At 63.5% G+C, this 23,863-nt stretch carries 21 protein-coding genes and 1 pseudogene; 9 read left to right on the top strand and 13 right to left on the bottom strand.

The annotated features are described in order from the left end of the window. Positions 1 to 128: 128 nt before the first annotated feature. Positions 129 to 1,706, bottom strand: coding sequence for a trimethylamine methyltransferase family protein (locus tag NKJ57_RS15465; protein ID WP_023700316.1), 1,578 nt, complete (start codon positions 1,704 to 1,706; stop codon positions 129 to 131). A gap of 271 nt (positions 1,707 to 1,977) precedes the next feature. Here NKJ57_RS15465 and NKJ57_RS15460 point away from each other — a divergent pair, with 271 nt between their 5' ends. From NKJ57_RS15460 to NKJ57_RS15440, 5 genes are all read left to right on the top strand, one after another. Next, positions 1,978 to 3,171 carry an MFS transporter gene (locus NKJ57_RS15460; RefSeq protein ID WP_352511768.1) on the top strand — a complete coding sequence of 398 codons (1,194 nt, stop codon included), beginning with the start codon at positions 1,978 to 1,980 and terminating at the stop codon, positions 3,169 to 3,171. 110 nt (positions 3,172 to 3,281) lie between these two features. Next, positions 3,282 to 4,439: an MFS transporter gene (locus tag NKJ57_RS15455; protein WP_352511767.1), complete on the top strand. Its 1,158-nt coding sequence runs from the start codon at positions 3,282 to 3,284 to the stop codon at positions 4,437 to 4,439. A gap of 97 nt (positions 4,440 to 4,536) precedes the next feature. Further along, positions 4,537 to 6,606 (top strand): prolyl oligopeptidase family serine peptidase, encoded by a 2,070-nt coding sequence (locus tag NKJ57_RS15450; RefSeq protein ID WP_023823065.1) that lies wholly within the window; start codon positions 4,537 to 4,539, stop codon positions 6,604 to 6,606. 32 nt (positions 6,607 to 6,638) lie between these two features. Then, a complete protein-coding gene (locus NKJ57_RS15445; protein WP_023670422.1) occupies positions 6,639 to 6,761 on the top strand; it encodes a hypothetical protein in 123 nt (40 codons plus the stop codon). A 52-nt stretch (positions 6,762 to 6,813) separates the two neighbouring features. Further along, on the top strand, positions 6,814 to 8,193 hold the full coding sequence (locus tag NKJ57_RS15440) for an aspartate aminotransferase family protein (protein WP_023688135.1): 1,380 nt from the start codon (positions 6,814 to 6,816) through the stop codon (positions 8,191 to 8,193). Between the two features lie 424 nt (positions 8,194 to 8,617). Here NKJ57_RS15440 and mmsB read toward each other — a convergent pair whose 3' ends face one another. The 3 genes from mmsB to NKJ57_RS15425 all read right to left on the bottom strand — a co-directional run bounded on the left by mmsB (position 8,618) and on the right by NKJ57_RS15425 (position 11,138). Next, positions 8,618 to 9,502: a 3-hydroxyisobutyrate dehydrogenase gene (gene mmsB, locus NKJ57_RS15435; protein WP_023688136.1), complete on the bottom strand. Its 885-nt coding sequence runs from the start codon at positions 9,500 to 9,502 to the stop codon at positions 8,618 to 8,620. A 77-nt stretch (positions 9,503 to 9,579) separates the two neighbouring features. Next, positions 9,580 to 9,948, bottom strand: a complete 369-nt coding sequence (locus tag NKJ57_RS15430) for a four helix bundle protein (RefSeq protein WP_023688137.1) — start codon at positions 9,946 to 9,948, stop codon at positions 9,580 to 9,582. A gap of 20 nt (positions 9,949 to 9,968) precedes the next feature. Next, complete coding sequence (locus tag NKJ57_RS15425; protein WP_023688138.1) at positions 9,969 to 11,138, bottom strand: isobutyryl-CoA dehydrogenase; 1,170 nt, start codon at positions 11,136 to 11,138, stop codon at positions 9,969 to 9,971. A gap of 148 nt (positions 11,139 to 11,286) precedes the next feature. Between NKJ57_RS15425 and NKJ57_RS15420 the strand changes: the two genes are divergently transcribed. Together NKJ57_RS15420 and NKJ57_RS15415 are read left to right on the top strand one after the other, a co-directional pair. Further along, complete coding sequence (locus NKJ57_RS15420; protein ID WP_023670427.1) at positions 11,287 to 11,895, top strand: dimethylsulfonioproprionate lyase family protein; 609 nt, start codon at positions 11,287 to 11,289, stop codon at positions 11,893 to 11,895. A gap of 2 nt (positions 11,896 to 11,897) precedes the next feature. Continuing rightward, on the top strand, positions 11,898 to 13,373 hold the full coding sequence (locus NKJ57_RS15415; protein WP_286488138.1) for a cobyric acid synthase: 1,476 nt from the start codon (positions 11,898 to 11,900) through the stop codon (positions 13,371 to 13,373). 107 nt (positions 13,374 to 13,480) lie between these two features. Here NKJ57_RS15415 and NKJ57_RS15410 read toward each other — a convergent pair. From NKJ57_RS15410 to NKJ57_RS15400, 3 genes and pseudogenes are all read right to left on the bottom strand, one after another. Continuing rightward, positions 13,481 to 13,699, bottom strand: a pseudogene (locus NKJ57_RS15410) (AraC family transcriptional regulator); the annotation flags it as partial. Between the two features lie 99 nt (positions 13,700 to 13,798). Next, a complete protein-coding gene (locus tag NKJ57_RS15405; RefSeq protein ID WP_023670429.1) occupies positions 13,799 to 13,969 on the bottom strand; it encodes a hypothetical protein in 171 nt (56 codons plus the stop codon). Between the two features lie 52 nt (positions 13,970 to 14,021). Next, complete coding sequence (locus NKJ57_RS15400; RefSeq protein WP_023823063.1) at positions 14,022 to 14,807, bottom strand: TSUP family transporter; 786 nt, start codon at positions 14,805 to 14,807, stop codon at positions 14,022 to 14,024. Positions 14,808 to 15,002: 195 nt separating this feature from the next. Between NKJ57_RS15400 and NKJ57_RS15395 the strand changes: the two genes are divergently transcribed. Further along, the gene (locus tag NKJ57_RS15395) at positions 15,003 to 15,434 is read left to right on the top strand and encodes a TerB family tellurite resistance protein (RefSeq protein WP_023688142.1); all 432 of its coding nucleotides are present in this window, start codon (positions 15,003 to 15,005) and stop codon (positions 15,432 to 15,434) included. A 115-nt stretch (positions 15,435 to 15,549) separates the two neighbouring features. Here NKJ57_RS15395 and NKJ57_RS15390 read toward each other — a convergent pair whose 3' ends face one another. The 5 genes from NKJ57_RS15390 to NKJ57_RS15370 form a co-directional block, all read right to left on the bottom strand. After that, positions 15,550 to 17,172 (bottom strand): ABC transporter ATP-binding protein, encoded by a 1,623-nt coding sequence (locus NKJ57_RS15390; protein ID WP_023829382.1) that lies wholly within the window; start codon positions 17,170 to 17,172, stop codon positions 15,550 to 15,552. Beyond that, positions 17,169 to 18,038, bottom strand: a complete 870-nt coding sequence (locus NKJ57_RS15385; protein ID WP_352511766.1) for an ABC transporter permease — start codon at positions 18,036 to 18,038, stop codon at positions 17,169 to 17,171. The genes NKJ57_RS15390 and NKJ57_RS15385 overlap by 4 nt, the downstream gene beginning before the upstream one ends. Continuing rightward, positions 18,035 to 18,982 (bottom strand): ABC transporter permease, encoded by a 948-nt coding sequence (locus tag NKJ57_RS15380; RefSeq protein ID WP_023710755.1) that lies wholly within the window; start codon positions 18,980 to 18,982, stop codon positions 18,035 to 18,037. The genes NKJ57_RS15385 and NKJ57_RS15380 overlap by 4 nt, the downstream gene beginning before the upstream one ends. Before the next feature lie 325 nt (positions 18,983 to 19,307). Further along, a complete protein-coding gene (locus NKJ57_RS15375; RefSeq protein ID WP_023751596.1) occupies positions 19,308 to 20,783 on the bottom strand; it encodes an ABC transporter substrate-binding protein in 1,476 nt (491 codons plus the stop codon). Positions 20,784 to 20,904: 121 nt separating this feature from the next. Beyond that, on the bottom strand, positions 20,905 to 22,185 hold the full coding sequence (locus tag NKJ57_RS15370; RefSeq protein ID WP_023706064.1) for an acetylornithine deacetylase/succinyl-diaminopimelate desuccinylase family protein: 1,281 nt from the start codon (positions 22,183 to 22,185) through the stop codon (positions 20,905 to 20,907). Positions 22,186 to 22,407: 222 nt separating this feature from the next. Between NKJ57_RS15370 and NKJ57_RS15365 the strand changes: the two genes are divergently transcribed. Further along, positions 22,408 to 22,839 (top strand): L,D-transpeptidase, encoded by a 432-nt coding sequence (locus tag NKJ57_RS15365; RefSeq protein ID WP_023681747.1) that lies wholly within the window; start codon positions 22,408 to 22,410, stop codon positions 22,837 to 22,839. A gap of 13 nt (positions 22,840 to 22,852) precedes the next feature. Here NKJ57_RS15365 and NKJ57_RS15360 read toward each other — a convergent pair whose 3' ends face one another. After that, the gene (locus tag NKJ57_RS15360) at positions 22,853 to 23,860 is read right to left on the bottom strand and encodes a lipid A biosynthesis lauroyl acyltransferase (protein ID WP_031196351.1); all 1,008 of its coding nucleotides are present in this window, start codon (positions 23,858 to 23,860) and stop codon (positions 22,853 to 22,855) included. Between the last annotated feature and the right edge of the window lie 3 nt (positions 23,861 to 23,863).

Genomic DNA, 23,863 nt, shown 5'->3' with positions numbered 1-23,863 from the left:
CCCTCGGGTGGTAGTTTTTGGTCGCCAGTGTTATTCGCTCGGGGCCTTCCCTCCCCCGCGCCTCGGGGGGGTGTGGTGGCGTGCTAATCTGGCGGTTGGGGGGCTCGACTGTTCATCAACAACATTGATCAAAAATCGGTCGGCGCGCCGCCTTCGGACGTGCGCTTTTCGACGAAGTCGTTGAGCTCTTCGCGGATCGCCGGGTCCATATAGGGTTCCTCGTAGGATGCCAGCCGCTCCTTCCAGACCTTGTTGGCCTTTTCCAGCGCGGTCGGCGATCCGGCTTCGGCCCAGGTTTCGAAATTGCGCCAGTCGGAGAGGATGGGCGAGTAGAAGGCTGTCTTGTAGCGGTCCTGCGTGTGCTGGGTGCCGAAGAAATGGCCGCCGGGGCCGACCGACTGGATGGCGTCGAAGCCGAGCGCTTCGTCGGACAGGTCGAGCGGGGTGAGGAACTCGGCCACCATCTGCAACAGGTCGATGTCCAGGATGGTCTTCTCGTAGGAACAGCGCAGGCCGCCTTCGAGCCAGCCGGCGCCGTGCATCATCAGATTGCCGCCGCCCTGGATGGCGCCCCACAGCGAGAACACGCTTTCATAGGCTGCCTGCGCGTCGACGGTGTTGGCGGCGCAGGTATTGGAGGTGCGGTAGGGGATCTTGTAACGGCGGGCAAGCTGGCCGCCGACAAGCTGCGCCTTCATATATTCAGGCGTGCCGAAGGCCGGCGAGCCTGACTTCATGTCGACATTCGAGGTGAAGCCGCCATAGCCAACCGGCGCGCCCTTTCTCACCATCTGGGCGAAGGCGATGCCGGACAGCGCCTCGGCGTTTTGCTGCACCAGCGCACCGGCGATGGTCACCGGCGCCATCGCGCCGGACAGGGTGAAGGGCGTGATGACGACGACCTGACCCTTGCTCGACATCTGGATGATGCCTTCCATCATCGGCACATCCAGTTTCAGCGGCGAATTGGTGTTGATGATGGTGAAGACGGACGGCTCTTCGAGCATCTGCTCATGGCTGATGCCGCGGGCGATCCTGGCGATCTCGATGCCGTCGACATTGCGCTCCTTGCCCAGTGAATAGATGTGGAACACCTTGTCGGTCAGCGTGGCGAGGTCGCGGATGCATTCGAGGTGGCGCACTGATGGATGGATGTCGGTCGGCTCGACCGGATAGCCGCCGGTGCAGTTCAGGATGTTGTGCATCTGCGCCAGGCGCAGGAAGTTGCGGTAGTCCTGCTGGTTGCCCGGACGGCGGCCGCGATCGAGGTCGGAGCAGTTCGGTGCCGACGCCATCATCGACAGGATCACATTGTTGCCGCCGAAGCGCACATTGTGCGCCGGGTTGCGGGCATGGAGCGTGAATTCCGACGGGCAGTTGGAGATGAGATCGAGGATCATGTCGCTGTCGAAGCGCACGCGCTCGCTGCCCTCGCGGACATCGGCGCCATTTTCCTTCATGATGCGGCGCGCTTCGTCATGCAGCACGTCGACGCCTATTTCCCTCAAGACGCGCAGCGAGGCGAGGTGGATCGATTCCAGCTCGTCGTCAGAGACCAGCTTGGTCGGCGTTAGCGGATTTCTCAGTTGCCGAAAAGCCGGCTGTTCGAAGGCGGCCGAGCCGCCGGCGCGCTTGCCCGCACGGCCACCGCGACGGGCCCGGTCGGTTGCCAAAGGCGGTTCGGCTGGATGCAGGGCGGCGGTCATGATGGTCCTCGTACGATGCTGGTAGCGGGCGGCATAATGGACCGGCGGCTGTCCGACCATTGCGGAGGCGGCGACCACTAGGACGAGGGAAGCGACATGCCCGAACGGCAGTCCGATAGTTGACAACCTTGCCGGGGATTGGCGGACAGGACGCGCCCACTGCGGCTCTTGGCGCAAGGGGATTTCAGGCGCGGCCCTTCCTTTCCCTAAATCGAACCGCTAGCTCAGTGGTTTGCCGCTGGATGGGCCGGCAATTCATGTGGAAGGCATCATGGCTGCGACCGGTTCGAGCGATGGCGAAGCGGGGACGCAATGGGCGGCGCTTGCCGGCGTAACTGCCGCCCTCGCGATGTTCGGTGCGGCGCAAGGGCTGAGCTCGCCGCTGTTTACGCTGCTGATGCAGAAGCAAGGCATGTCGCCGGCGCTGATCGGCTTGTCGGCAGCGATGATGCCGCTTGGTCTTATCCTTTCGGCCTCGTTCGTGCCGGCAGCCGTTCGGCTGGTCGGCGCGCGCAACCTGGCTGTGGGTTGCTCATTGATTGGGGCGCTGTGCTTCCTCGGCATCGGCTACCTGCAGGACTGGGTGGGCTGGTTCGTCATCCGCTTCATCATCGGTATCGTCATGAACCCGCTCTATATACTGGGCGAAGTATGGGCGCTGTCGCTGGCGCCGCCGTCGCGCCGCGGCAGGGTGATGGGGGCATTCAACACCGTGCTGGGCGCTGGCTATGCTGCGGGGCCTTTGGTCCTGACCGCGGTAGGGATATCGGGCTGGGTTCCTTTCCTGGTCGGCATGGCCGGCTTCATCCTGTGCGCCGCGATCCTTCGTGCTGTTTCGTCAAGCCTCGCCGGCTTCGAGGATGACGGCCAATTGCCCGGCGGCTTTTTCGGTTTCGCCAGGCTGGCGCCGGCGCTGTTGTTTGCCGTGCTGGTTTCGGCGGCGGTCCAGCAGGGCACCTACGCTTTGATGCCGGTCTTCGGTGCCGCCTATGGCCTGCCCGAAAGGACGCTGGCGGCCCTGGTGATGGCACTGTCGCTGGGAAACATCTTCCTGCAAATCCCGCTCGGCCTGCTGGCCGAGCGTTTCGGCGGGCGGGCGATGATCATCTTCTGTGCGTTGGCGACAACGACCTGCGCGGTCTTGCTGCCGTTGCTGATCACGACGCCGGCGATCTGGCTCGTCCTTCTCGTCATGGGCGCTGTCGGCTACGGCGTCTACACCATGGCGCTGGTGGAGCTCGGCAGCCGCTTCAGGGGAACCGTGCTGGTCGCCGGCAACGCCGCCTTCGCATTGATGTGGGGCGCCGGCGGCATTGTCGGCCCGCCTGGCGCCGGTGCCTTGATGCAGATCATCGGTCCGCTCGGTCTGCCGGTGGTGATCGCCGGCCTCGACGCGCTGCTGGTGAGCTTCGCGCTTTACCGATCGTTCAAGCGCCAAACTCCTGACAGGCCCAAAAACTCCTGACAGGCCCAAACTCATGACAGGCCTTGTCTGGAGCAAACGGTTTTTACCGGGGCGGGGCTTACCCGCGTCGGACAGAAAAGCTAGTCCTGAGCCTGGTTTAGGTGCCAATGATGAACCTGGCGGAAGCTGACAACGAGAAGATGCAGTGGGCGGCGATCAGCGGCGTGATCGCGACCGTCTCGGTGTTCGCCATCGCGCAAGGCCTGTCCTATCCGCTGCTGAGCTTCATCCTGCAACGCCAAGGCGTTTCGCCGGCCATCATCGGGCTCTCGGCGGCAATGACGCCGATCGGCTTCATTGTCTCGTCGCCGCTGATCCCGGCACTGGCGCGCCGGTTCGGGGCAGGGCGCACCGCGCTTACCTGCGCGGCGCTTTCGGCTATTGTGCTTGCGCTGATCGGCTGGACCCAGAATGTCTATCTGTGGTTTCCGCTGCGCTTCTTGATCGGGGTGGTGACCAACCCGCTCTATGTCTTGAGCGAAATCTGGGTCATTGCACTGGCGCCGCCATCGCGCCGCGGTCGCGTCATGGGTGTCTATTCAACCATCATCTCGGCCGGCTTCGCTGCCGGGCCGCTCTGCCTGCTCGTTGTCGGCACCGTGGGATGGCCGCCATTCCTGGTGGGGATCGCCGCCTTCATCTTCTGCGGCGCCTGCCTGGCGCTGGTGCTGCCGCAACTGCCGAAGGTCGACGAAGCCGGGCGCAGGGTTTCGGTCATGGGCTTCATGCCACTGACATGGCTATTGCTGTCGGCGGTGGTCGTTGCCGCCGGTTTCGAACAGGGCGTGCTGGCGCTGCTGCCGGTCTACGGCACGCACTATGGCATCGCGGAAGCGCGCATGTCGGCGCTGCTGTCGGTGATGATCGCAGGCAACATCGCCATGCAGGTGCCGCTCGGCTTGCTGGCGGAACGGCTGACGGCGCGTCTGGTGCGATTCATCTGCGTCGTGGTGACGGTGCTGGGCTGCGCCCTGTTGCCGCTGCTCATCGAGACGCCGCTGATCTGGCCTTGCGTCTTTATCTGGGGCGCGGTCTCCTATGGCATCTACACCATGTCGATCATCGAGCTCGGCGAGCGCTTTACCGGCTCGGCGCTGGTCGCCGGCAATGCCGCCTTCTCCCTGATGTGGGGCATCGGCGGCATCGTGGTGCCGCCGCTGGCGGGTGGCGTCATGGATGTGATCGGCGCCTCCGGTCTGCCGATCACGCTGGGCGCGATTTGTCTGGCACTGGCTGTGGCCACGGTCCTGCGCCGGCGGATGGTTTGAGGCCGCATTCCCCCGATGACCTGACGTACCATCTTGAATAAAACCGCTTGCAACGCGATGTAGGCAGGGCTGCCCGCCACTAGCCTGGAGACCATGCGTGACCCAATCGACGACAAAACGCCAGACGGATGCCACCGCGGAGGACAAGTTCCTCTGGCTGGAGGACCGGACCAGCAAGGAATCGCTCGACTGGGTGCATCGCCAGAACCAGATCACCGTGGCCGAACTACAGGGCGATCCGTCCTACCAGGCGGCCTTCGAGACGGCGCTCGACCTGATGACGGCCGAGGACAACATTGCGGTCGGTGCCGCGCTCAACGGCCAAGTCTATAATTTCTGGCAGGACAAGACCAATGTGCTCGGCCTCTGGCGCCGCACGACGGTTGCTTCCTACAAGACCGAGAAGCCTGTGTGGGAGACGATCATCGACTTCGACGTGCTGTCGGCCAAGGAGGGGGTGAAGTGGGTGTTCAGCGGCGCCAGCCGCCTTTACCCCGATTTCAACCTTTGCCTGGTGGCGATGTCGCCGGATGGCGGCGATGCGAGCGAGATGCGCGAATTCGACATCGAGACCAAATCATTCATCGAGGGCGGCTTCCGCGCTCCCGCCTCGAAATCCGGCTTTTCCTGGCTGGACAGGGACACGGTCATTGTCTCGGCTGCCTTCGATGAAGACGACAAGACCCAGTCCGGTTATCCGCGCGTCGTCAAGCTGTGGAAGCGCGGCACCCGGTTGGAGGAGGCGACGCCGATCTTCGAGGCCGAGAAGCAGGATCTCGCGGCCGGCGCGGGGGTCGAGCATGATGGCGACAGGCAGTATTTGTTTCTGGCCCGCACGATCGCCTTCTTCTCCTCGCACAGTTTTCTGCGCCTGCCGTCGGGCGAAAACCGGCGCATCCCGCTGCCGGACGATGTCACCGACACCGCGCTGTTCAAGGGCCGGTTCGTGTTCGGGGTGCGCAGCCCATGGACGGCGCCGGGCGGCACTGAGTGCTTGCCGGACGGCCTCTATTCCTTCGATTTCGAACACTGGATGGACACCGGCGACCTGGGCCCTGTTGAAACCATGCTCGCGCCAGCGCACCGTGTTTCGGTCGCCGGCATTGCCCGCACTCAGGACCGGCTGTTCATCAATCTGATGGACAATGTGCGCGGCAAGGTCGTTGTCGCCGAGCGCAGCGGCGACCGCTGGTCGCTGAAGCCGGTGGCGCTGCCCGAGAACGGCAATGTCGGCATCGCGCATGCCGAGCATTTCGGTTCCAGCGTCTCCTTCTCCTTCACCGATTTCCTGACGCCGAGTTCGATCATCTGGTCGGACGATGACGGGGTGACGCTGGCCACCGTGAAATCGCAGCCGGCGCGGTTCGACGCCGCGCCGCTGGTCTCGGAACAGTTCGAGGCGCGCTCGAAGGACGGCACCATGATCCCGTATTTCGTCGTCAGGCGGCGCGACCAGAAGGGTCCGGTACCGACGCTTCTCTATGGTTATGGCGGCTTCGAAATACCGCTGCTGCCCGGCTATGCCGGCGTGCGCGGCAGGCTGTGGCTGGAGAAGGGCAATGCCTATGTGCAGGCCTGCATTCGCGGCGGCGGCGAGTTTGGGCCGGCCTGGCATCAGGCGGCGCTGAAGGGCAATCGCCAGACTGCCTTCGACGATTTCGCCGCGGTGGCGCAGGACGTCGTCAGGCGCGGCATAGCCACGGCTGCTTCCCTCGGCATCCAGGGCGGCTCGAATGGCGGCCTGCTTACCGGCGTTTCCCTGACGCAGCATCCCGAACTGTTCGGCGCCGTCATCATCGAGGTGCCGCTGCTCGACATGCTGCGCTACACCGAACTGCCGCCAGGCGCCTCGTGGATCGGCGAATATGGCGATCCGGCAAAACCGGAAGAAGCCAAGTGGCTCGCCGCCTATTCGCCGTACCATCATGTCTCGGCCGATGCCGTCTATCCCCCGGTGCTGCTCACGACATCGACCGCCGACGACCGCGTCCATCCCGGCCACGCCCGCAAGATGGCGGCGAAGCTGCAGGAAGCAGGTCACGGCAAGACGTTGTTCTTCGAGGAGACGGAAGGCGGCCATGGCGGTCGCGGCGACCGCCGGCCGCAAGCGGCGCAAACCGCCATGAAATACGTGTTCCTGCAAAGGGTATTGAGCGGCACCGCTTGAATTCCGGGCCTCGGGCGGCATAGACTGCCGCCATGGTCTACATGAGCACATCCGGCGCCTTCGGGGTCGCGGTGACACCGTCGCCGCGCACGCTGCGCGCCGAACTGCTCAGGCTGTGCGCCCGCATCGGCTATTCGCCGCCCGCCGTCCTCTGACGAAGTCGCCCCGGCAGCTTGCCGGTTTGATTCCAGAGGAAAGAGCAAACCCATGACTTACCAGAATTATTCGCTGAAGCAGCTTCAGCAGATTGACGCCGCGCATCATCTGCATCCCTTCACCGACCACAAGGAATTGCGCGAGACCGGCTCGCGCATCATCACCCACGCCAACGGCCCGTTCATCTACGATGCCGACGGCACCGAAATACTCGACGGCATGGCCGGGCTGTGGTGCGTCAATGTCGGCTATGGCCGCGACGAGCTGGCCGACGCCGCTTACGCGCAGATGAAGGAATTGCCCTACTATAATTCCTTCTTCAAATGCTCGACGCCGACGCCCGTGCTGCTGTCGAAGAAGCTGGCCGAGCTGGCGCCCAAGGGCATCGCCCAGGTGTTTTACGGCTCCTCCGGCTCGGAGGCCAACGACACGGCGCTGCGGCTCGTGCGCCACTATTGGGTGCTGGAAGGCAAACCGGAGAAGAACCGCATCATCTCGCGCAAGTCGGCCTATCACGGCTCGACCGTCGCCGGCACGTCGCTCGGCGGCATGGATTCGATGCACAAGCAGCTCGGCGGGGCGGTTCCCAACATCGTCCATGTGATGATGCCCTATGCCTATGAGTTGGCGCTGCCTGGCGAAAGCGACCATGATTTCGGCCTGCGCGCGGCCAAGGCGGTCGAGGATGCCATTCTGGAGGCCGGCGCCGACAAGGTGGCTGCCTTCATCGGCGAGCCGGTGATGGGAGCGGGCGGGGTGAAAATACCGCCGATGAGCTATTGGCCGGAAGTGCAGCGCATCTGCCGCAAATACGATGTGCTTTTGATGCTGGACGAGGTCATCACCGGCTATGGCCGCACCGGCGAATGGTTTGCGGCGCAGACCTTCGGCATCGAGCCCGACACCATCACCACGGCCAAGGCACTGACCTCGGGCTATCAGCCGCTGTCGGCGCTGCTGGTCGGCGACCGTATCGCGGCGACGCTGGTCGAAAAGGGCGGCGAATTCTACCACGGCTATACCTATTCGGGTCACCCGGTGGCCTGCGCGGTGGCGCTGAAGAATCTCGAGATCATGGAGCGAGAAGGCCTGGTCGACAGGGTCAGGAACGACACTGGACCTTACTTCGCCCAGGCGCTGCAGGAGCGCATTGCCGGCCACGAACTGGTCGGCGAGGTGCGATCGATCGGGCTGATGGGCGCGGTCGAGATCGTCAAGGACAAGGCGACCAAGGAGCGCTTCCTGCCGGCGGGCAGTGCCGCCGTCACCGTCCGCGACCACGCCATCGCGCAAGGCCTGATGCTGCGCGCCACCGGCGACACGATGATCCTGTCGCCGCCGCTGATCTGGACCCGCGCGACGATCGACATGGCTTGCGATCGCATCGCCAAAGCGCTGGATCTGGCGCAAGCGGATTTGCGCAAGAAGTAGATGGAACGACAGCCGGACGCCTTGCAATCAGGGCGCCCGGACTGTGCGCCTGCTTATCGTCAGGGTCGAAGGGGTCAGCGCACCGATCGTGCTGGTCAATGAAGACCATCAGGCAATTCCGAACGCTGCAATCGGAATATAATTCAGATCGAACAGTATAGGACTGCAAAACGCAAAAACCGCGCTCCATCGGAACGCGGCTTTGCCAGATACGCATGGCATTTCGCCAACAATACACTTGCGAAACTTACGGGCTCCGGTACGCGAGACCTGATCCGGAGCGCCGGGCGGATGCGATATGTCCGCCTCGCCATCCGTTATATAGGCACATCGTTACCGCCGGGTTATCGAGAGCTTAAGCAAATCTAAATTTGCAATTTTTCCGCGCAATAAAAATCGAGAAAAGCGCTGCCAAATTCGAAACTTATAGAGAACTGCCGCGAAGGAAATTTATGATGCCGGAAAAATCCGATCCGCCATTTCCCTGGGCGTTGAACAGCGCATAAAGCTGGGCCGCTTCGGCCCCCATTGGCGTCACCGCGCCGGCGCTTTGGGCCGCCTCCTGCGCCAGTTTCAGGTCCTTCAGCATGAGTGCCGCGGCAAAGCCCGGTTTGTAGTCGCGGTTGGCGGGTGAGGCCGGCACGGGACCCGGCACCGGGCAATAGGTGGTCAGCGACCAGCACTGGCCCGACGAAGTCGAGGCAACGTCGAACAGGGCCTGATGCGAGAGGCCGAGCTTTTCGGCCAGCACGAAGGCCTCTGCGACGCCGATCATCGAAATGCCGAGCATCATGTTGTTGCAGATTTTGGCTGCCTGACCGGCGCCGTCGTCACCGCAATGGACGATGCGGCCTGCCATCGGCTTCAGGACCGGTTCGGCCTTGGCGAAGGCATCCTTGGCGCCGCCGGCCATGAAGGTCAGCGTTCCCGCAGCAGCACCGCCGGTGCCGCCGGAGACGGGGGCGTCGATCGAATGCAGCCCGTGCTTCCTTGCTACGGCATGCGCCTTGCGGGCCGACTCGACATCGATGGTCGAGGAATCAATGAACAGGGCGCCTGGTTTGGCCTTGGGTGCGATGTCCTCGTAGACCGAGAGCACGTGCTTGCCGGCGGGAAGCATGGTGATCACGACATCGACGTCCTTCACCGCGGCAACAGCATTAGCCATGACGGTGACACCATGCTCGCGCGCGACGGTCAGGTTCTCCGGCATCAGGTCGAAGCCATGTACCGTATGACCCGCCTTGACCAGATTGGCGGCCATAGGATTGCCCATATTACCCAAGCCGATGAAGGCGACAGTGGTCATAGCGGTGCTCCATGATGAGTAGGCAGTAGGCAGTAGGCAGTAGGCAGTAGGCAGTAGGCAGTAGGCAGTAGGGCGACCTATTCGGGTGCGAGTTTGAGAATAAGTTGGCGAAGCATTTTTCCGATGGCCTCGGCCGCCAGAAGCAGGTGCTCAGCTTGCCCATGCGTGGCAACGCCAATGCGTTGAGCGATTTGGAGGTGTGTCTCGAACTCCTTAAGCGAGCCTTGGGCTATCCTGAGAAATTGCTGATAGGAGCCTCGGTTGTCTCGGCCATAGCCTTCCGCGATGTTTGCAGGGATAGAGGTTGCTGAACGGCGGATTTGGCTGGTCAGCCCATATAATTCCTCTTTGGGCCATGTCTTGGTCAATGAGTAGGTGCTGATAGCCAGATCCATCGCCTGCTGCCATACGATAAGATCCTTGTACGAGTTGACCTTGCCGGTCATCTTTGCCTGCTGCCTACTGCCTACTGCCGTCCGATCAACGCCCGCGCGATGATGACGCGCATGATCTCGTTGGTGCCTTCGAGGATCTGGTGGACGCGCAGGTCGCGCACCAGTTTTTCGATACCGTAATCATGAAGATAGCCATAACCGCCATGCAGCTGCAGCGCCTCGTTGGCGACGTTGAAGCCGATGTCGGTGACGAAGCGCTTGGCCATGGCCGACCATTTGCCGGCATCCGACGCCTTGCGGTCGAGTTTCGAGGCGGCGGCGTAGAGAAAGATCCGCGCTGCCTGCAATTCGGTCTCCATGTCGGCCAACCTGAACTGCAGCGCCTGGAACTGGTTGATCTTCGAGCCGAAAGCCTTGCGCTCGGCGGTATAGGACAGCGCCTTGTCGAGCGCAGATTGCGCGCCGCCGAGCGAACAGGCAGCGATATTGAGGCGGCCGCCGTCAAGGCCGGCCATGGCGATGCCGAAACCTGCGCCTTCCCCCGACAGCAGGTTTGCAGCCGGCACCTTGCAGTCCTCGAAGATCACCTGGCGGGTCGACTGCATGTGCCAGCCCATCTTGTGCTCGTTGGCGCCGAAGGAGAGGCCGGGCGCATCCTTCGGCACGACGAAGGTGGAAATGCCCTTCGGCCCGTCGGCGCCGGTGCGCGCCATGACGACATAGAGGTCGCTGTCGCCGGCCCCGGAGATGAACTGCTTGGCGCCGTTAAGCACATAGTCGTTGCCGTTCTTCACCGCGCGCGTCTTCAGCGCCGCGGCATCCGAGCCTGAACCCGGCTCGGTCAGGCAGTAGCTCGCCAGCCATTCCATCGAGGTCAGCTTCGGCAGGAAGCGTTGGCGCTGCTCGTCGTCGCCGAAGCGGTCGATCATCGACGCCGCCATATTGTGGATCGAGATGAAGGAGGAAAACGCCGGATCGGCGTGCGACAGTGCCTCGAAGATCAGCACGGCGTCGAGCCGGCCGAGCGCCGAGCCGCCGACATCGTCCCTGACATAGATGCCGCCGAGGCCGAGCGGGCCGGTCTCGCGGATTACATCGGCAGGAAAGTGTCTTGCCCGGTCCCATTCGAGCGCATTGGGCGCAACGCGATCGGCGGCGAAGGCCTGTGCCATCTCCTGGATGGCGCGCTGTTCCTCGTTGAGCTCGAACTGGCTGGTGCTCGCATCGACCGCGGCGTCCATGGCGTGCTCCCTGTGTTCCCCAGCTGGGGTTGGCTTGCTGGCCTGTTGTTTTTGGCTTTGCGCGCCGCTCAATCTAGACCAATGATGCCGCCGCGCAACCCGGCTCGCCGCGCAGCCGCTGTGCATGAATGGATCAAGGGAGCATTGCGTGCCGACATATTTCGACGAATTGCTCGACCGCTTCCATGCCTATCTCCGGGGCGTGGACAACGCGCTGGTGCGGGACGCCGTGACCCGGATCGGCTGGAATATGACGGCGCGCGTGCTCGAAGCGCATCCGCTGCCTTGCCTTGGTCTGCTCGACCGCATTGTCGAACTGGCGCCGCCGGACCCGCAGCCTCTGGTGCAACTGCTGGCGGAGCGTCGTGACGATCTGTGCTGGGGGCAGACCTACAACGCGAGCGATTTTGGTGAAGCGTTCTTGCAGAAATACGGCTGGCTGGAGGTGTTTGGCACGCGCGGCCATTTCGCCAATGAAGAGGTCGCGGCCGGATTGCTGATCCTGGGGCCCGGCATCACCTATCCCGACCATCATCACATTGCCGAGGAGATCTACATTCCGCTGACCGGCGGCACCGAGTGGCGCATGGGCGAAGGCGGCTTTCACACCCGCCAGGCGGGCGAAATTATCCATCACGCCTCCAATGTCAGCCATGCCATGCGCACCGGCAGCGAAGCGTTGCTGGCGCTCTACATCTGGCGCGGCGGGCCGCTGGCGCAGAAATCGACCGTTTCCGGCGCGCAGGGCAGGGGCTGAGCATGGCCAAGGCGATCATGCTGCAAGGCACGGGTTCGGATGTCGGCAAGACGGTGCTGGTGGCGGGGCTCTGCCGCGCGGCCAGGAATCGCGGGCTGAAAGTCAGGCCGTTCAAGCCGCAGAACATGTCGAACAATGCCGCCGTCGCCGACATTCCGGGCGACGACCGCCCCGGCGGCGGCGAGATTGGCCGTGGGCAATGGCTGCAAGCGCTGGCGTGTGGTGTTCAGCCGACCGTGCATATGAATCCGGTGCTGCTCAAACCCCAGAGCGACATCGGTTCGCAGGTGATCGTGCAGGGCAAGGTGTTCGGCGAGGCGCGAGCGCGCGACTACCAGACAATGAAAGCGGGGCTGATGGACGCCGTGCTGGAGTCCTGGACGAAGGTCGGTGAGGGCGCCGATCTGGTCGTCGTCGAGGGCGCCGGATCGCCGGCCGAAATCAACCTGCGCAGCCGCGACATCGCCAATATGGGCTTTGCCACGCGCGCCGACGTGCCGGTCATCCTGGTCGGCGACATCGACCGCGGTGGCGTCATCGCTTCGGTCGCCGGCACGCATCTGATCCTGCCGGAGGGAGACAGGCGCATGATCGTCGGCTACCTCATCAACAAGTTCCGCGGCGATGTCTCGCTGTTCGACGACGGCATCCGGTCGATCGAAAGCTTCACCGGCTGGCGCTGCTTTGGCGTCGTGCCGTGGCTGAAGGCGGCGGCGCGATTGCCTTCGGAGGATTCGGTCGTGCTCGAACGCCTGGCATCGGGCGAGAAGCGGGCGTTGAAGGTCGCCGTGCCGATGCTTGGCCGCATCGCCAATTTCGACGACCTCGACCCGCTCAAGGCCGAACCGCAGGTCGAAGTGGTGTTTGTGCCGCCGGGGCAGCGCTTGCCGGAGGATGCCGGCCTGGTGGTCATTCCCGGTTCCAAATCGACGATCGGCGATCTCATGAAGTTCCGCGAGAATGGCTGGGATCGCGATCTCCTCGCGCACCGCAAACGCGGCGGCCATATCGTCGGCATTTGCGGCGGCTTCCAGATGCTCGGCCGCCTGGTGCGCGATCCCGATCGCATCGAGGGCAGCGTCACCGAGGCGGAAGGTCTTGGTCTGCTCGACATCGAGACGGTGATGGAGCCGGAAAAGACGGTGCGCAATGTCAGCGCCCGCTCAGTGCCGTTCGGCCTGGCGCTCGAGGGCTACGAAATCCATCTCGGCCGTACCACCGGGCCGGACATGGCGCGGCCGTCGGCTGTGATCAACGGCATCGACGACGGTGCCATTTCCGCCGATGGCAAGGTTTTTGGCACCTATCTGCACGGCCTGTTTTCCGCCGACGCTTTCCGAGCGAGATTCCTGGAAAGCCTCGGCGTGAAAGGCGGCGGCGTCGACTATCGGGCGGAGGTGGAAAACGCTCTGGACGAGATCGCAACCGAACTGGAGCGCCATCTCGATTGCGATGCGATTTTTGGGTTAGCGAGGTAGGGCCGCCCATCGTTTCGTCATCCTCGGGTCTGCGCTTCCGCTTCGTTTCCACTCCGTGGATGTCGAAGTTCGGGCGCTTTCGCCGACCTTCGACGCGGCGCTGAAGGACCAAGGCCGATGGCGAAGGATTCTGCGAAACTGATCACCAGCGGGACGGTGAGCGAGGCGTATTCGACATTGTGAAAATGGCCGGGCGCCGTTTCGCGATAGCCACAAATGTCGGTGACCGCGTTCTGCAGCCGCAGGCCCGGCGCGCGCCGCACCATCTCGAACCGGTCGGCTACCGGGCGGTGCTGTTGATCGTGGCGCTCCGTCTCGCCGGACATGGTCATCCTTCCGCGCGGAAGAGCCTAACGGACCATGCATCCAAAGCAAAAGCGCCCGGCTTTTGACCGGGCGCTTCGAATTGCAGAAGTCTCGGGTGCCTAGGCGCCGCGCATCAGGCAGGCGGCGGCAAGCACAATGTATGCGATGAGGACAATCCACACCGCAGCCAGAGGAATGAACGCAAGAACGCCAAGCGCGGCGAGCACGCCGATGATGGCGATGACTAGGGATATGATGAAAACAAGCTGAGTGGGTGCACTAAGATTCATGTGTGGTCCCTCCAACATGATTCGTACAACGGCATCCTATCAGGCGTGAGGCTTATACACCAATCAGCTGGCGCAATGGGTTCGCCGGGTCGGCCAGCAGCTTCACCGCCAGCGCCAGGCAGATGATCACCAGCAGCGGCTTGATCAGCCGGGCGCCGATGCGGATGGCAAGGCTGGCGCCGAGCCGGGCGCCGAGGAACTGGGCGACGCCCATCATCAGCCCGATCTTCCAGTAGACGACGCCGGCGATGGCAAAGACGATGAAGCCGCCAATGTTGGAGGCGAAATTGAGCAGCTTGGTGTGTGCCGTCGCCTTGAGCACGCCGAAGCCGGCAAGGCTGACGAAGGCCAGCATATAGAAGGAGCCGGCTCCCGGCCCGAACAGCCCGTCATAGAAGCCGACCAAAGGGGCGATGATCAGCCCGAACAGGAAGGGCGACAGGCGCTCGGCGCGGTCGACATCGTTCATGTTGGGTTTCACGGCGAAGTAGATCGCGATGGCGATCAAAAGCAGCGGCAGCAGCGCCCGCAGGAGATCACCTGGCACGAATGCCGCCAGCAAGGCGCCGACGGCACTGCCGGTAAGGGCCAGAAGCGCCGATGGCAGCTGTCGACGCAGATCGACATGGCCATTCCTGGCATAGTGGATGGTCGCCGAAGCGGTGCCGAAAATGCCCTGCAGCTTGTTGGTTCCAAGTGCTGCGACCGGCGGGAATCCGGCAAGCAGCAGGGCCGGGATGGTGATCAGCCCGCCGCCGCCGGCTATCGAATCGACAAAGCCGGCTGCAAAGGCGGCGAAGGCAAGCATGATGACGGTGTGGGTAGCGAGGTCGAGCATCGGGATTTCTGAACATTCCGGCGGGAAAGGTGATGCCGCGCCTTCTCATGGCCATCTGGTTTGCGCAAGGCCGATTCCGCGCTACGTCCATCCAAGCGCGTTGCGCTTGGATTTCCTGTGGTGCATGTCATTATCCCAATACCGCTGGGCAATTTTGGGTCATGTGCACTGGGCGGACTCGGAAAAGGGATACTGTTGGCGATGGCATTGCTCGACCAGATACGCTCGATCTTCGATGGTGACCCCGGCGTGCGCAAGGTTGCCGACGACCCGGTGCTGTCGGCGGAACTCTTGATGCTGTTTCGCATGATCCTGGCCGACGGCTCGGTTTCGGAGAGCGAGATGGTCGCCTTCCGGCGCATCTGCAAGGACGCCTTCGGCATCCCGGAAACCAGCATCGACGCGGTCATCGAATATCTCAATGATTTCGGCTACGAGACCAACGGTTCGCAAGCCATTGCGCTGTTCCGCGATCTCGATGTCGAACGGCGCAAGTTGCTGGCGCTCCACATGGCGGAGATCGCCAAAGCCGATTCCAAACTGGCAGAGAGCGAAGTGCGGCTGTTGCGCCGCACGCTCGATTTGCTCGACATCAGCCCGGTCGATGTGGTGAAGCCGGAGGAGTGAGGCAGACCAGGGGCAACGGCCGCCCGGCCGGGTCCCCGCTGCTTCGCAGCGTCCCAGCGTTCGTGACCTTTCATCGTGCCACTGGCACGATGAATTCGCTGCGCGAACCGGTCACTCACCCCTGTTCCTGCATACGGTGAGCGATCGCCCGATGCAGATCGGGCGCAGCCGCGACCAGCGCCCTGGCCGCCTCCGACTGCGGATGATCGAGCACGTCGCCGGTCTTGCCGCGCTCGACGATCCTGCCGTCATGCATGACCAGCACCTCATCGGTGATGGCGCGGGCGACGGTCAAATCGTGAGTGATGAAGAGATAGGCGATGCCGAGCTTCTGGTTGAGCTCTGCGAACAGATCGAGGATCTGGGCGCGGATCGAGACGTCGAGCGCCGAGACCGGCTCGTCGGCGACGACCAGCTTCGGCCTGGTGATAATGGCGCGGGCGATCGACAGGCGCTGGCGCTGGCCGCCGGAAAACTCATGCGGATATTTGTCCATGTCGCTGACGCCGAGGCCGACCTCGTGCAGCGCATGCGCCACCATCTCGCGCCGCTCGGCCGGTGTCGGCTTCTTTTCCAGTACATGCAGCGGCTCGGCGACCAGTTTCTCGACCTTCTTGCGCGGGTCGAAAGAGCCGTAGGGATCCTGGAACACCACCTGCATGTCGCGCCGCGCGGCTTTGAGCTCCGCCTCGCTTTTGCCGGTGATGGTCTCGCCGCGAAAGCGGATCGTTCCCGATGTCGATTTGTCGAGCGCCAGGATCATGCGGGCAAGCGTTGACTTGCCGCAGCCGGAGCGGCCGACCAGCGCCACCGATTGGCCCGGCGCCAGCGACAAGGACACGTCGTCGACGGCGCGGATTGGAGCCGCTGACTTGAACAGGGAGGTGCGCCGGCCCGGATAGTCCCGTGTCACGCCTTCGACCTCAAGCAGCGGTTTGCCCTGGCCGGTGGCGTGAACCTTGGCGCGCGCGGGCACGTGCATGGAGGCCAGCGCCAGCTGGCGCGTGTAGGGATGCAGCTGTTCCGATAGCGTGCGTGCGGTGTCGCCGGCTTCCATCACCTCGCCATGACGCAGGATGGTGATGCGGTCGGCCATTTCGGTGACGACGGCGAGATCGTGCGAGATCAGAAGCAGGCCCATGCGGTTTTCGCTGACAAGGCCGCGCAAGAGGTCGAGGATCTGCGCCTGCAGCACCACGTCGAGCGCCGTGGTCGGCTCGTCGGCGATGAGCAGCTTGGGTTTCAATGCGCAGGCAATGGCGATGACGACGCGCTGGCGCTGGCCGCCCGACAATTCGTGCGGATAGCGCGACAGCGGGAATTTGGCCTCGGGCAGGCCGACGCGGTCGAGCATTTTGCGCGCGCGGTCTTCGGCGTCGGCACGGCTTGCCCTAGTGTGCCAGCGTATGCCTTCGGCGACCTGCTCGCCGATGGTCTTGACGGGGTTGAGCGCCGTCATCGGCTCCTGGAACACCATGCCGATGTCGTCGCCGCGCAGCGCGCACATCTGGTCCTCGGTTGCGGCCAGAATATCGATGCCGTCGAAGGTCACGCGGCCGGTGGCGCGCGCAGCATGCGGCAGAAGCTGCATGATGGTCAGCGCCGTCATCGATTTGCCCGAGCCGGATTCGCCGACCAGCCCCATCACCTCGCCGGGCGCGACGGAGAGGTCGACCCCTTTCAGGATCGGCGTGTCGCCGATGGCCAGCGACAGGTTCTCCATCTGCAGCAGGCTCATCGCTGCCGCCGCGATTTCGGGTCGAGTATGTCGGCGATGCCGTCGCCGAGCAGATTGAGCCCAAGCACCGTGACGACGATGGCCATGCCGGGGAAGATGGCCATCCAAGGCGGCGCCACCATGCGCGTCTGAGCGTCGAACAGCATGCGGCCCCAGCTCGGCATTGGCGGCTGGGCGCCGAGGCCGACATAGGAGAGGCCGGCTTCGGCCAAAATGCCAAGCGCGAACTGGATGGTGCCTTGCACCAGAAGCAGCGTGGCGATGTTGGGCAGCACGTGCTCGGTTGTAATCTGCGCTTTGCTCTTGCCGGCGGCGCGGGCGGCGAGGATGAATTCGCGCGGCCAGATCGCCAGCGCGCCGGCGCGGGCGACGCGCGCAAACACCGGGATGTTGAAGATGCCGATGGCGATGATGGCGTTGATTGCGCCCGGTCCGAAGATGGCGGTGATCATGATCGCCGACAGCAGCGCCGGGAAGGCGAAGACGAGGTCGGTCAGCCGCATCAGCGCCTCGTCGACCAACCCGCCGCGCGCCGCGGCGAAGGCGCCGAGCGGCACGCCGACGCCCATGCCGATGCCGACCGCGACCAGCGCCACGGCAATCGAGTTGCGGGCGCCGACCATGATCATCGACAGGATGTCGCGGCCGAAATGATCGGTGCCGAACCAGTGCGCCGCAGAGGGCGCCAGCGTCTTGTCCGAGATCACCAGTTTGGTCACGTCGTAGGGCGTCCAGACGTAGGAGATGACCGCTATTGCAGCCACCAGCACCGTGATGGCGAAGCCGATGAGGAAGGAGCGGTTGCGGAAGGCCTTGGCCAGAATGCTGCCCAACGTCTCCTGCGGGATGTCGATGTGCAGCGTCATTGCCGGCCTCGAAGGCGCGGATCGACGATGGCGTAGGAGACGTCGACGACGAGGTTGACCGCAATGACGGCGACGACCAGCAGCATGACGATGCTTTCCACCACGATCAGGTCGCGCTGAGTGATCGCCTGGAACACCAGCCGTCCGAGGCCGGGGAGATAAAAGACGTTCTCGATGATGATGGTGCCGGCGAGCAGGAAGGCGAATTGCAGGCCCAGAATGGTCAGAACCGGGATCATCGCGTTGCGCAGCGCGTGCCGCCATAGCACGGCGCGGTAAGGCAGGCCCTTGGCGCGGGCGGTGCGGATATAGTCCTCGTTCAGCACCTCGATCAGCGCCGAGCGGGCAACGCGCGCCAGGATCGCCGCCTGCGGCAGAGCGAGGGCGATGGCCGGCAGCAGCAGCGATTTCAGCGCCGGCCAGGCGCCGGCGCTCCAGCCGGGAAAGCCGCCGGCCGGCACCAGCCGCAGCCAGACGGCAAAGAGGTAGATCAGCATCAGCGCGAACCAGAAGTTCGGGATGGCAACGCCGAGCTGGGCGGCGCCCATGGCGATCGTATCGCCGGCCCGCCCGCGCCGGCTGGCGGAATAGAGCCCGACCGGGATGGCAATGATGGTGGACAGCGCCAGCGCGATCAGCGCCAGCGGCAGGGAAACCGCCATGCGCTCGCGGACAAGGTCGATGACCGGCACTGAATAAGTGTAGGAGCGGCCGAAATCGAGGCTGAGCAGACCGCCGACCCAGTGGAGGTAGCGCAGGAGAAGCGGCGCGTTGAGGCCCATCTGGTTGCGCAGGAGTTCGACCTGCTCGGCGCTGGCGTTGAGGCCAAGCATCAGCCGCGCCGGATCGCCGGGCAGGATTTCTAGCACGGCGAAGACGACCATCGAGGCCAGGATCAAGGTTGCGATGGCGATGGCGAGGCGTTTGAGGAGGTAGGCGGTCATGGTGGAGGGGCGCCCGGTGCGGCTGCGCCTTGAAAGTCGAGTTCCCCCCCACCCCCCTCTGTCCTGCCGGACCCGGCCCTTCGCTGTCGCTTCGGGCGTTCGTTGTTCGGAAAGCCAAGCAGTTGGCTTTCCGTCCGCTGCGCGGACCACTCCTCACCCCCCGCAAGGGGGGAGATCAGCAGGTTCTGTGTCGTCGACCAGCGTTCAACGTTCGCGATAGGCGAAAGCGGAGATGAGAGCCCGATCTCCCCCCTTGCGGGGGAGATGCCCGGCAGGGCAGAGGGGGGTGTGACGGAGCGCAAACGCCGCCCTTTGGCCCGCCGCCTCAATCCGTCCACTTCACCTTGGTCAGATCATTCGCCTGGATCGGCGCATTCTCCCACAGGCCCTGCAGCTTGGCGTCCCAGACGCCGACCTTCGGCAGTTCATAGAGGAAGCCGACCACGGCGTCGTCGGCCAGGATCTTCTGTGCTTCGCCGAGCAGCGTGTTGCGCTTGGCGTCGTCGGAGGTGAGGTTCAGCTCGGCGATGATCTTGTCGAAGGCGGGGTTGTCGTAGTTGAAGTAGTAGTCCTTGCGCGAGTAGATATCGATGTCGTTGGGCTCGGTGTGGGAGACGATGGTCAGGTCGTAATCCTTCTTGGTGAACACCTGGTCCAGCCACTGCGCCCATTCGACCGGAATGATTTCCAGGTCGATGCCGACATCGCGCAGCTGCGAAGCGATGATCTCGCCGCCAAGCCGCGCATAGGAAGGCGGCGGCAGTTTCAGCATCGCCTTGAAGCCGTTCTCCAGGCCGGCCTGCTTCAGCAGTTCCTTGGCCTTGTCGACATTGTGCGGATAGAGGCCGGTGAGGTCGACATAGGCCTTGCTGGCCGGCGACATGTGCGAGCCGATCGGCACGCCGAGGCCGGCCGAGGCGCCGTCGATGATCGCCTTGCGGTCGAGCGCGAAGGCAATTGCCTGCCGCACCTCGAGCTTGTCGAAAGGCGGCTTCTTGTTGTTGATCGCCAGAATGGTCTCGCCCTCGGTCGAGCCGATCACCACCTTGAAGCGCGGATCGTCCTTGACCTGCGCGACGCTGTCGGGATCGAAGAAAGGGAAAGCCTGGATGTCGCCGGAGAGCAGCGCCGGCACGGCGGCGGCGGCGTCGGGAACGATGCGGAACTCGGCCTTGTCGAGGAACACCGGGGCGCCCCAGTAAGTGTCCGATTTCACCAGCGTGATCGACGAGCCCTTGGCCCAGCTCTGGAATTTGAACGGGCCGGTGCCGATGGGCTTTTCCTTGTTGGTGTCGGCGCTCTCGGGCGCCACAATCACCGCGTCGCCCCAGCCCAGATTGTAGAGGAACGACCCCTGCGGGTTCTTCAGCGTCACCTTGACCGTCGTCGGATCGACGACTTCGACCGTATCGATGGAGGCGAACAGGGCTTTTTGCGCGTTGACCGAATTGTCGGCGCGGGCGCGGTCGAGCGAGAACTTCACGTCGCCGGCGTCGAAATCGCTGCCGTCATGGAATTTGACGCCGGTGTGCAGCTTGAAGGTGTAGACCTTGCCATCGTCGGAAATGGCCCAGCTCTCGGCAAGGTCGGGCAGCACTTCGCCATTCGGACCGATGCGGGTCAGGCCCTCGAAGACGTTGGCGTAGAGCACTTCGTCGATCGCCGCGGCAGCACCGGCGGTCGGATCGAGATGTGGCGGCTCGAGCGTAATGCCGATCACCAGGTCGGTGCGTGCGGCAAATGCCTGACTGCCGGCCAGTGCCAGCACCGCGGCGGCAAGAATGGTTTTCCACAATTTCATCGTGCAACTCCCAAATGCTCGAACCCTGGTGCGATAGAAGCGTGATTTCGAGGTGGAGTAAATTGCGTTTCGTGCTCCGCAGCGGCGCGGGGAGGAATGTTTTTTCAGCGAAGTCGATGGTTCAGTCCGCGGCCGTGCCCCTGAGCAGCACATTCAGCCCGATCGCCATCACCTTGGCCGACTCCACCATATCAGAGATACCGACCCATTCGTCGGGCCGGTGGGCGAGGTCCAAAATGCCCGGGCCATAGGCGATGCAATCATAGATGTGGCCGATGCGGGCGATGTGCTTCTGGTCGTAAGTGCCTGGTGAAATGACATAATCCGGCTCACGGTCGAAGATCGCCATGATGCCTTGCGCCACCGCCTTGACCACCGGCGCGTCGCGCTCGGTCATCAGCGGCAGCACCTCCATCAGGTCGCGAATCTCGTAGTCGAACTTTTTGCGCTCGCGCTTCAGCCGGTCGAGGATATCGGTCACCTCGCTCTTGACCGTGGCAAGGTCCTCCTCGAGCAGGAAGCGGCGGTCGATGGTCAGCCGGCAGGCGTCGGGCACGTTGGGTGAGGGCAGGCCGGGGCGGAAATCCTCGGTCTGGCCGCCATGGATCGAGTTGATGTTCATGGTCGAGCGCTTTGCGCCTTGGGGCACGACAGGCATGCGCGTCACCTTGCGGTCGAGCGCCGGAAACAGTTCATCCTCGAAGGCCTGCAGCACGGCGCCCATGTGGCGCACCGCATTGTCGCCGAGGAACGGCATCGAGCCATGCGCGATCTCGCCCTTGGTCTCGATCTCCGCCCACCAGACGCCGCGATGGCCAAGACAGATGCGGTCCTTGTTCAGCGGCTCCGGGATGATGACGTGGTCGACCTTGGGTTTCGAGAAATAGCCAAGCTTCGCCAGATGGGCGACGCCGCCGAAGCCGCCGGACTCCTCATCGACCGTGCCCGAAATTTCGATGGCGCCGGGAAAGTCGGGGAATACCTCCATGAAGGCTTCCGCCGCGATGATCGAGGCGGCCATGCCCCCTTTCATGTCGCAGGCGCCGCGGCCGTAGACCTTGCCGTCCTTCACCACCCCGGCAAAGGGATCGACGCTCCAGCCTTCGCCGGCTTCGACCACATCGATGTGCGAGTTGAAATGGACACAGGCTCCAGGCGAGCGGCCGTCGAAGCGGGCGACGACATTGACGCGGGGATAGCGGTCGGTGTCGCCGGGCGTGCCTTCGGCGCGGATGAATTCGGTTTCGAAGCCAAGCCTGCCTAGGCGCGCACCGATATATTCGGCGCAGGGGCGATAGGCTTCGCCAGGCGGGTTGATGGTCGGGAAGCGGATCAGGTCGGCGGTCAGTGCGACCAGGTCATCAACACGGGCGTCTATCGCTTTGAAGAGTCGTTTGTTCATTCCCGGATTTGAGCAGGCAAGGGGGTGGTTTTGCAAGCATCGCGCCACTGGCGCCGAAACTTCGTGTCGCAGCGGCAACTATGGCGGAAAATCGTTCAAATTCGCTGCTTTAGATTGGCGAATTTATCAAGGAGTGTGTGTTAGATCACTCACCTGTCGTTAAAAAGATGAAAAACCGCGTGATGACAGGGCAGGCAAGGGGCATCAAAGGGGTTTGATCTCATGACTAAAATCGTTCTCATGGCAGCTGCTTTTGCGGCGATGCTGTTCGGCACGTCCATCGAAAGCAGGGCTGCCTCGCTGGTGGCCAGCATCGACGTCTCGTCGCAGACCATGACCGTCAGCCAATACGGCCAGGTGCTTTATCGCTGGAGCGTGTCGACCGCCCGCAGTGGCTATTTCACGCCGCGCGGCACCTATCGGCCGCAACGCACGGCGCGGATGTGGTATTCGAAGAAATACCACATGTCGCCAATGCCTTACTCGGTGTTCTTCCATGGCGGCTACGCCATCCACGGCACCGGCGCGGTCAGGCAGCTAGGGCGTCCGGCATCGCATGGCTGCGTGCGGCTGCACACCGCCAATGCCGCGATGTTCTATGCGATGGTGCGCGAAGTCGGCTTCGGCAATACGCGGATCGTTGTGACGAACTGAGGCTTTCGACGACTTAAGATTGACGCTGCCCCTGGCCGGTGGCGTTGGCCTGTCCGCGCCGGCGGCGACGCCGGCCTGAGATTTCCCACCTTTTGTGGAACCACATCCACTGTCCCGGATCTTCGCGCACCCAGCGCTCGACCACGTCGGCGAGCAGTTGGGTGGTGGCCGCGACATCGACGCTGCCGCTTTCATTGCGCGGCAAGGTCAGCTTGTCCTCGATCTCGAGGCGGAAGCGGTTGCCTGGCAGCCGCACACATCGCGCCGGATAGACGTCGCAATCATAGTGACGGGCGAGCATGCCCAGAACCGGATTGCTCTGGCATGGGCGATTAAAGAAGATCGTCTCCAGTCCGCTGGAGAATTTCTGGTCGACCAAAACGCCGATATTGCCGCCTTTCTCCAGAATCGACGCCAACGCGAAGGAGGCGCCGGTCGAAGACGGCAGCAAGGCGCCCATGCTCGAACGCCGCGTCGAATGGATATAATCGGCGAGGTAGGGATTGTTCGGCGGACGAAACAGCGCCGTGATCTTCATGCCGAACGTCGCGGCAGCCACCGGCAGCAATTCAAAATTGCCGAGATGGCCGGTGAACAGGATATGCGGTTTGTCCTCGCCAGCTATCTGATGGAAATGATCGGCGCCACCGACTTCGACGCGGCCGGGCGTCGCTGCGTTCGGATCATAGTCGAAGAGGGCGTCAAGAAAGATGTATTCGGCGGCGAGCCGGGCCATGTTGCCCCACATGTCGGAGGCGATGGCCTCGATCTCGACATCGCTCTTTTCGGGATAGGCAAGGCGCAGATTGTTGATGGCGACACGGTGGCGCCCGACCCACGGACCGATGCGCCGTGCCGCCCGGTCGGCGAAATTGAGCGCCCTGTCCGCGGGCAAGAGGCGCAGCAGCGAGATGATCGTCATCGCCACGCGCGCCACCAGCCAGTGCTCCATCTGGCGCAGTCTTCGGCCATAGCGGAACATGAAGTCCCGGCGGGCTTTCTTGAACACCTTGCCGACCATAGT

The organism is Mesorhizobium sp. M0077, assembly GCF_040322955.1.
Classification (GTDB): domain Bacteria; phylum Pseudomonadota; class Alphaproteobacteria; order Rhizobiales; family Rhizobiaceae; genus Mesorhizobium.
This window is presented reverse-complemented; position numbering and strand designations above follow the sequence as displayed.

Bases quoted from the DNA above. Each gene is read 5' to 3' on its own strand.
- NKJ57_RS15390 (WP_023829382.1), bottom strand. From the start codon at position 17,172: ATGAGCCTGCTGCAGATGGAGAACCTGTCGCTGGCCATCGGCGACACG.
- NKJ57_RS15460 (WP_352511768.1), top strand. From the start codon at position 1,978: ATGGCTGCGACCGGTTCGAGCGATGGCGAAGCGGGGACGCAATGGGCG.
- NKJ57_RS15400 (WP_023823063.1), bottom strand. From the start codon at position 14,807: ATGCTCGACCTCGCTACCCACACCGTCATCATGCTTGCCTTCGCCGCC.
- NKJ57_RS15365 (WP_023681747.1), top strand. From the start codon at position 22,408: ATGACTAAAATCGTTCTCATGGCAGCTGCTTTTGCGGCGATGCTGTTC.
- mmsB (WP_023688136.1), bottom strand. From the start codon at position 9,502: ATGACCACTGTCGCCTTCATCGGCTTGGGTAATATGGGCAATCCTATG.
- NKJ57_RS15425 (WP_023688138.1), bottom strand. From the start codon at position 11,138: ATGGACGCCGCGGTCGATGCGAGCACCAGCCAGTTCGAGCTCAACGAG.
- NKJ57_RS15385 (WP_352511766.1), bottom strand. From the start codon at position 18,038: ATGACGCTGCACATCGACATCCCGCAGGAGACGTTGGGCAGCATTCTG.
- NKJ57_RS15360 (WP_031196351.1), bottom strand. From the start codon at position 23,860: ATGGTCGGCAAGGTGTTCAAGAAAGCCCGCCGGGACTTCATGTTCCGC.
- NKJ57_RS15380 (WP_023710755.1), bottom strand. From the start codon at position 18,982: ATGACCGCCTACCTCCTCAAACGCCTCGCCATCGCCATCGCAACCTTG.
- NKJ57_RS15455 (WP_352511767.1), top strand. From the start codon at position 3,282: ATGAACCTGGCGGAAGCTGACAACGAGAAGATGCAGTGGGCGGCGATC.
- NKJ57_RS15430 (WP_023688137.1), bottom strand. From the start codon at position 9,948: ATGACCGGCAAGGTCAACTCGTACAAGGATCTTATCGTATGGCAGCAG.
- NKJ57_RS15465 (WP_023700316.1), bottom strand. From the start codon at position 1,706: ATGACCGCCGCCCTGCATCCAGCCGAACCGCCTTTGGCAACCGACCGG.
- NKJ57_RS15415 (WP_286488138.1), top strand. From the start codon at position 11,898: ATGGCCAAGGCGATCATGCTGCAAGGCACGGGTTCGGATGTCGGCAAG.
- NKJ57_RS15375 (WP_023751596.1), bottom strand. From the start codon at position 20,783: ATGAAATTGTGGAAAACCATTCTTGCCGCCGCGGTGCTGGCACTGGCC.
- NKJ57_RS15445 (WP_023670422.1), top strand. From the start codon at position 6,639: ATGGTCTACATGAGCACATCCGGCGCCTTCGGGGTCGCGGTGACACCG.
- NKJ57_RS15370 (WP_023706064.1), bottom strand. From the start codon at position 22,185: ATGAACAAACGACTCTTCAAAGCGATAGACGCCCGTGTTGATGACCTG.
- NKJ57_RS15405 (WP_023670429.1), bottom strand. From the start codon at position 13,969: ATGAATCTTAGTGCACCCACTCAGCTTGTTTTCATCATATCCCTAGTC.
- NKJ57_RS15440 (WP_023688135.1), top strand. From the start codon at position 6,814: ATGACTTACCAGAATTATTCGCTGAAGCAGCTTCAGCAGATTGACGCC.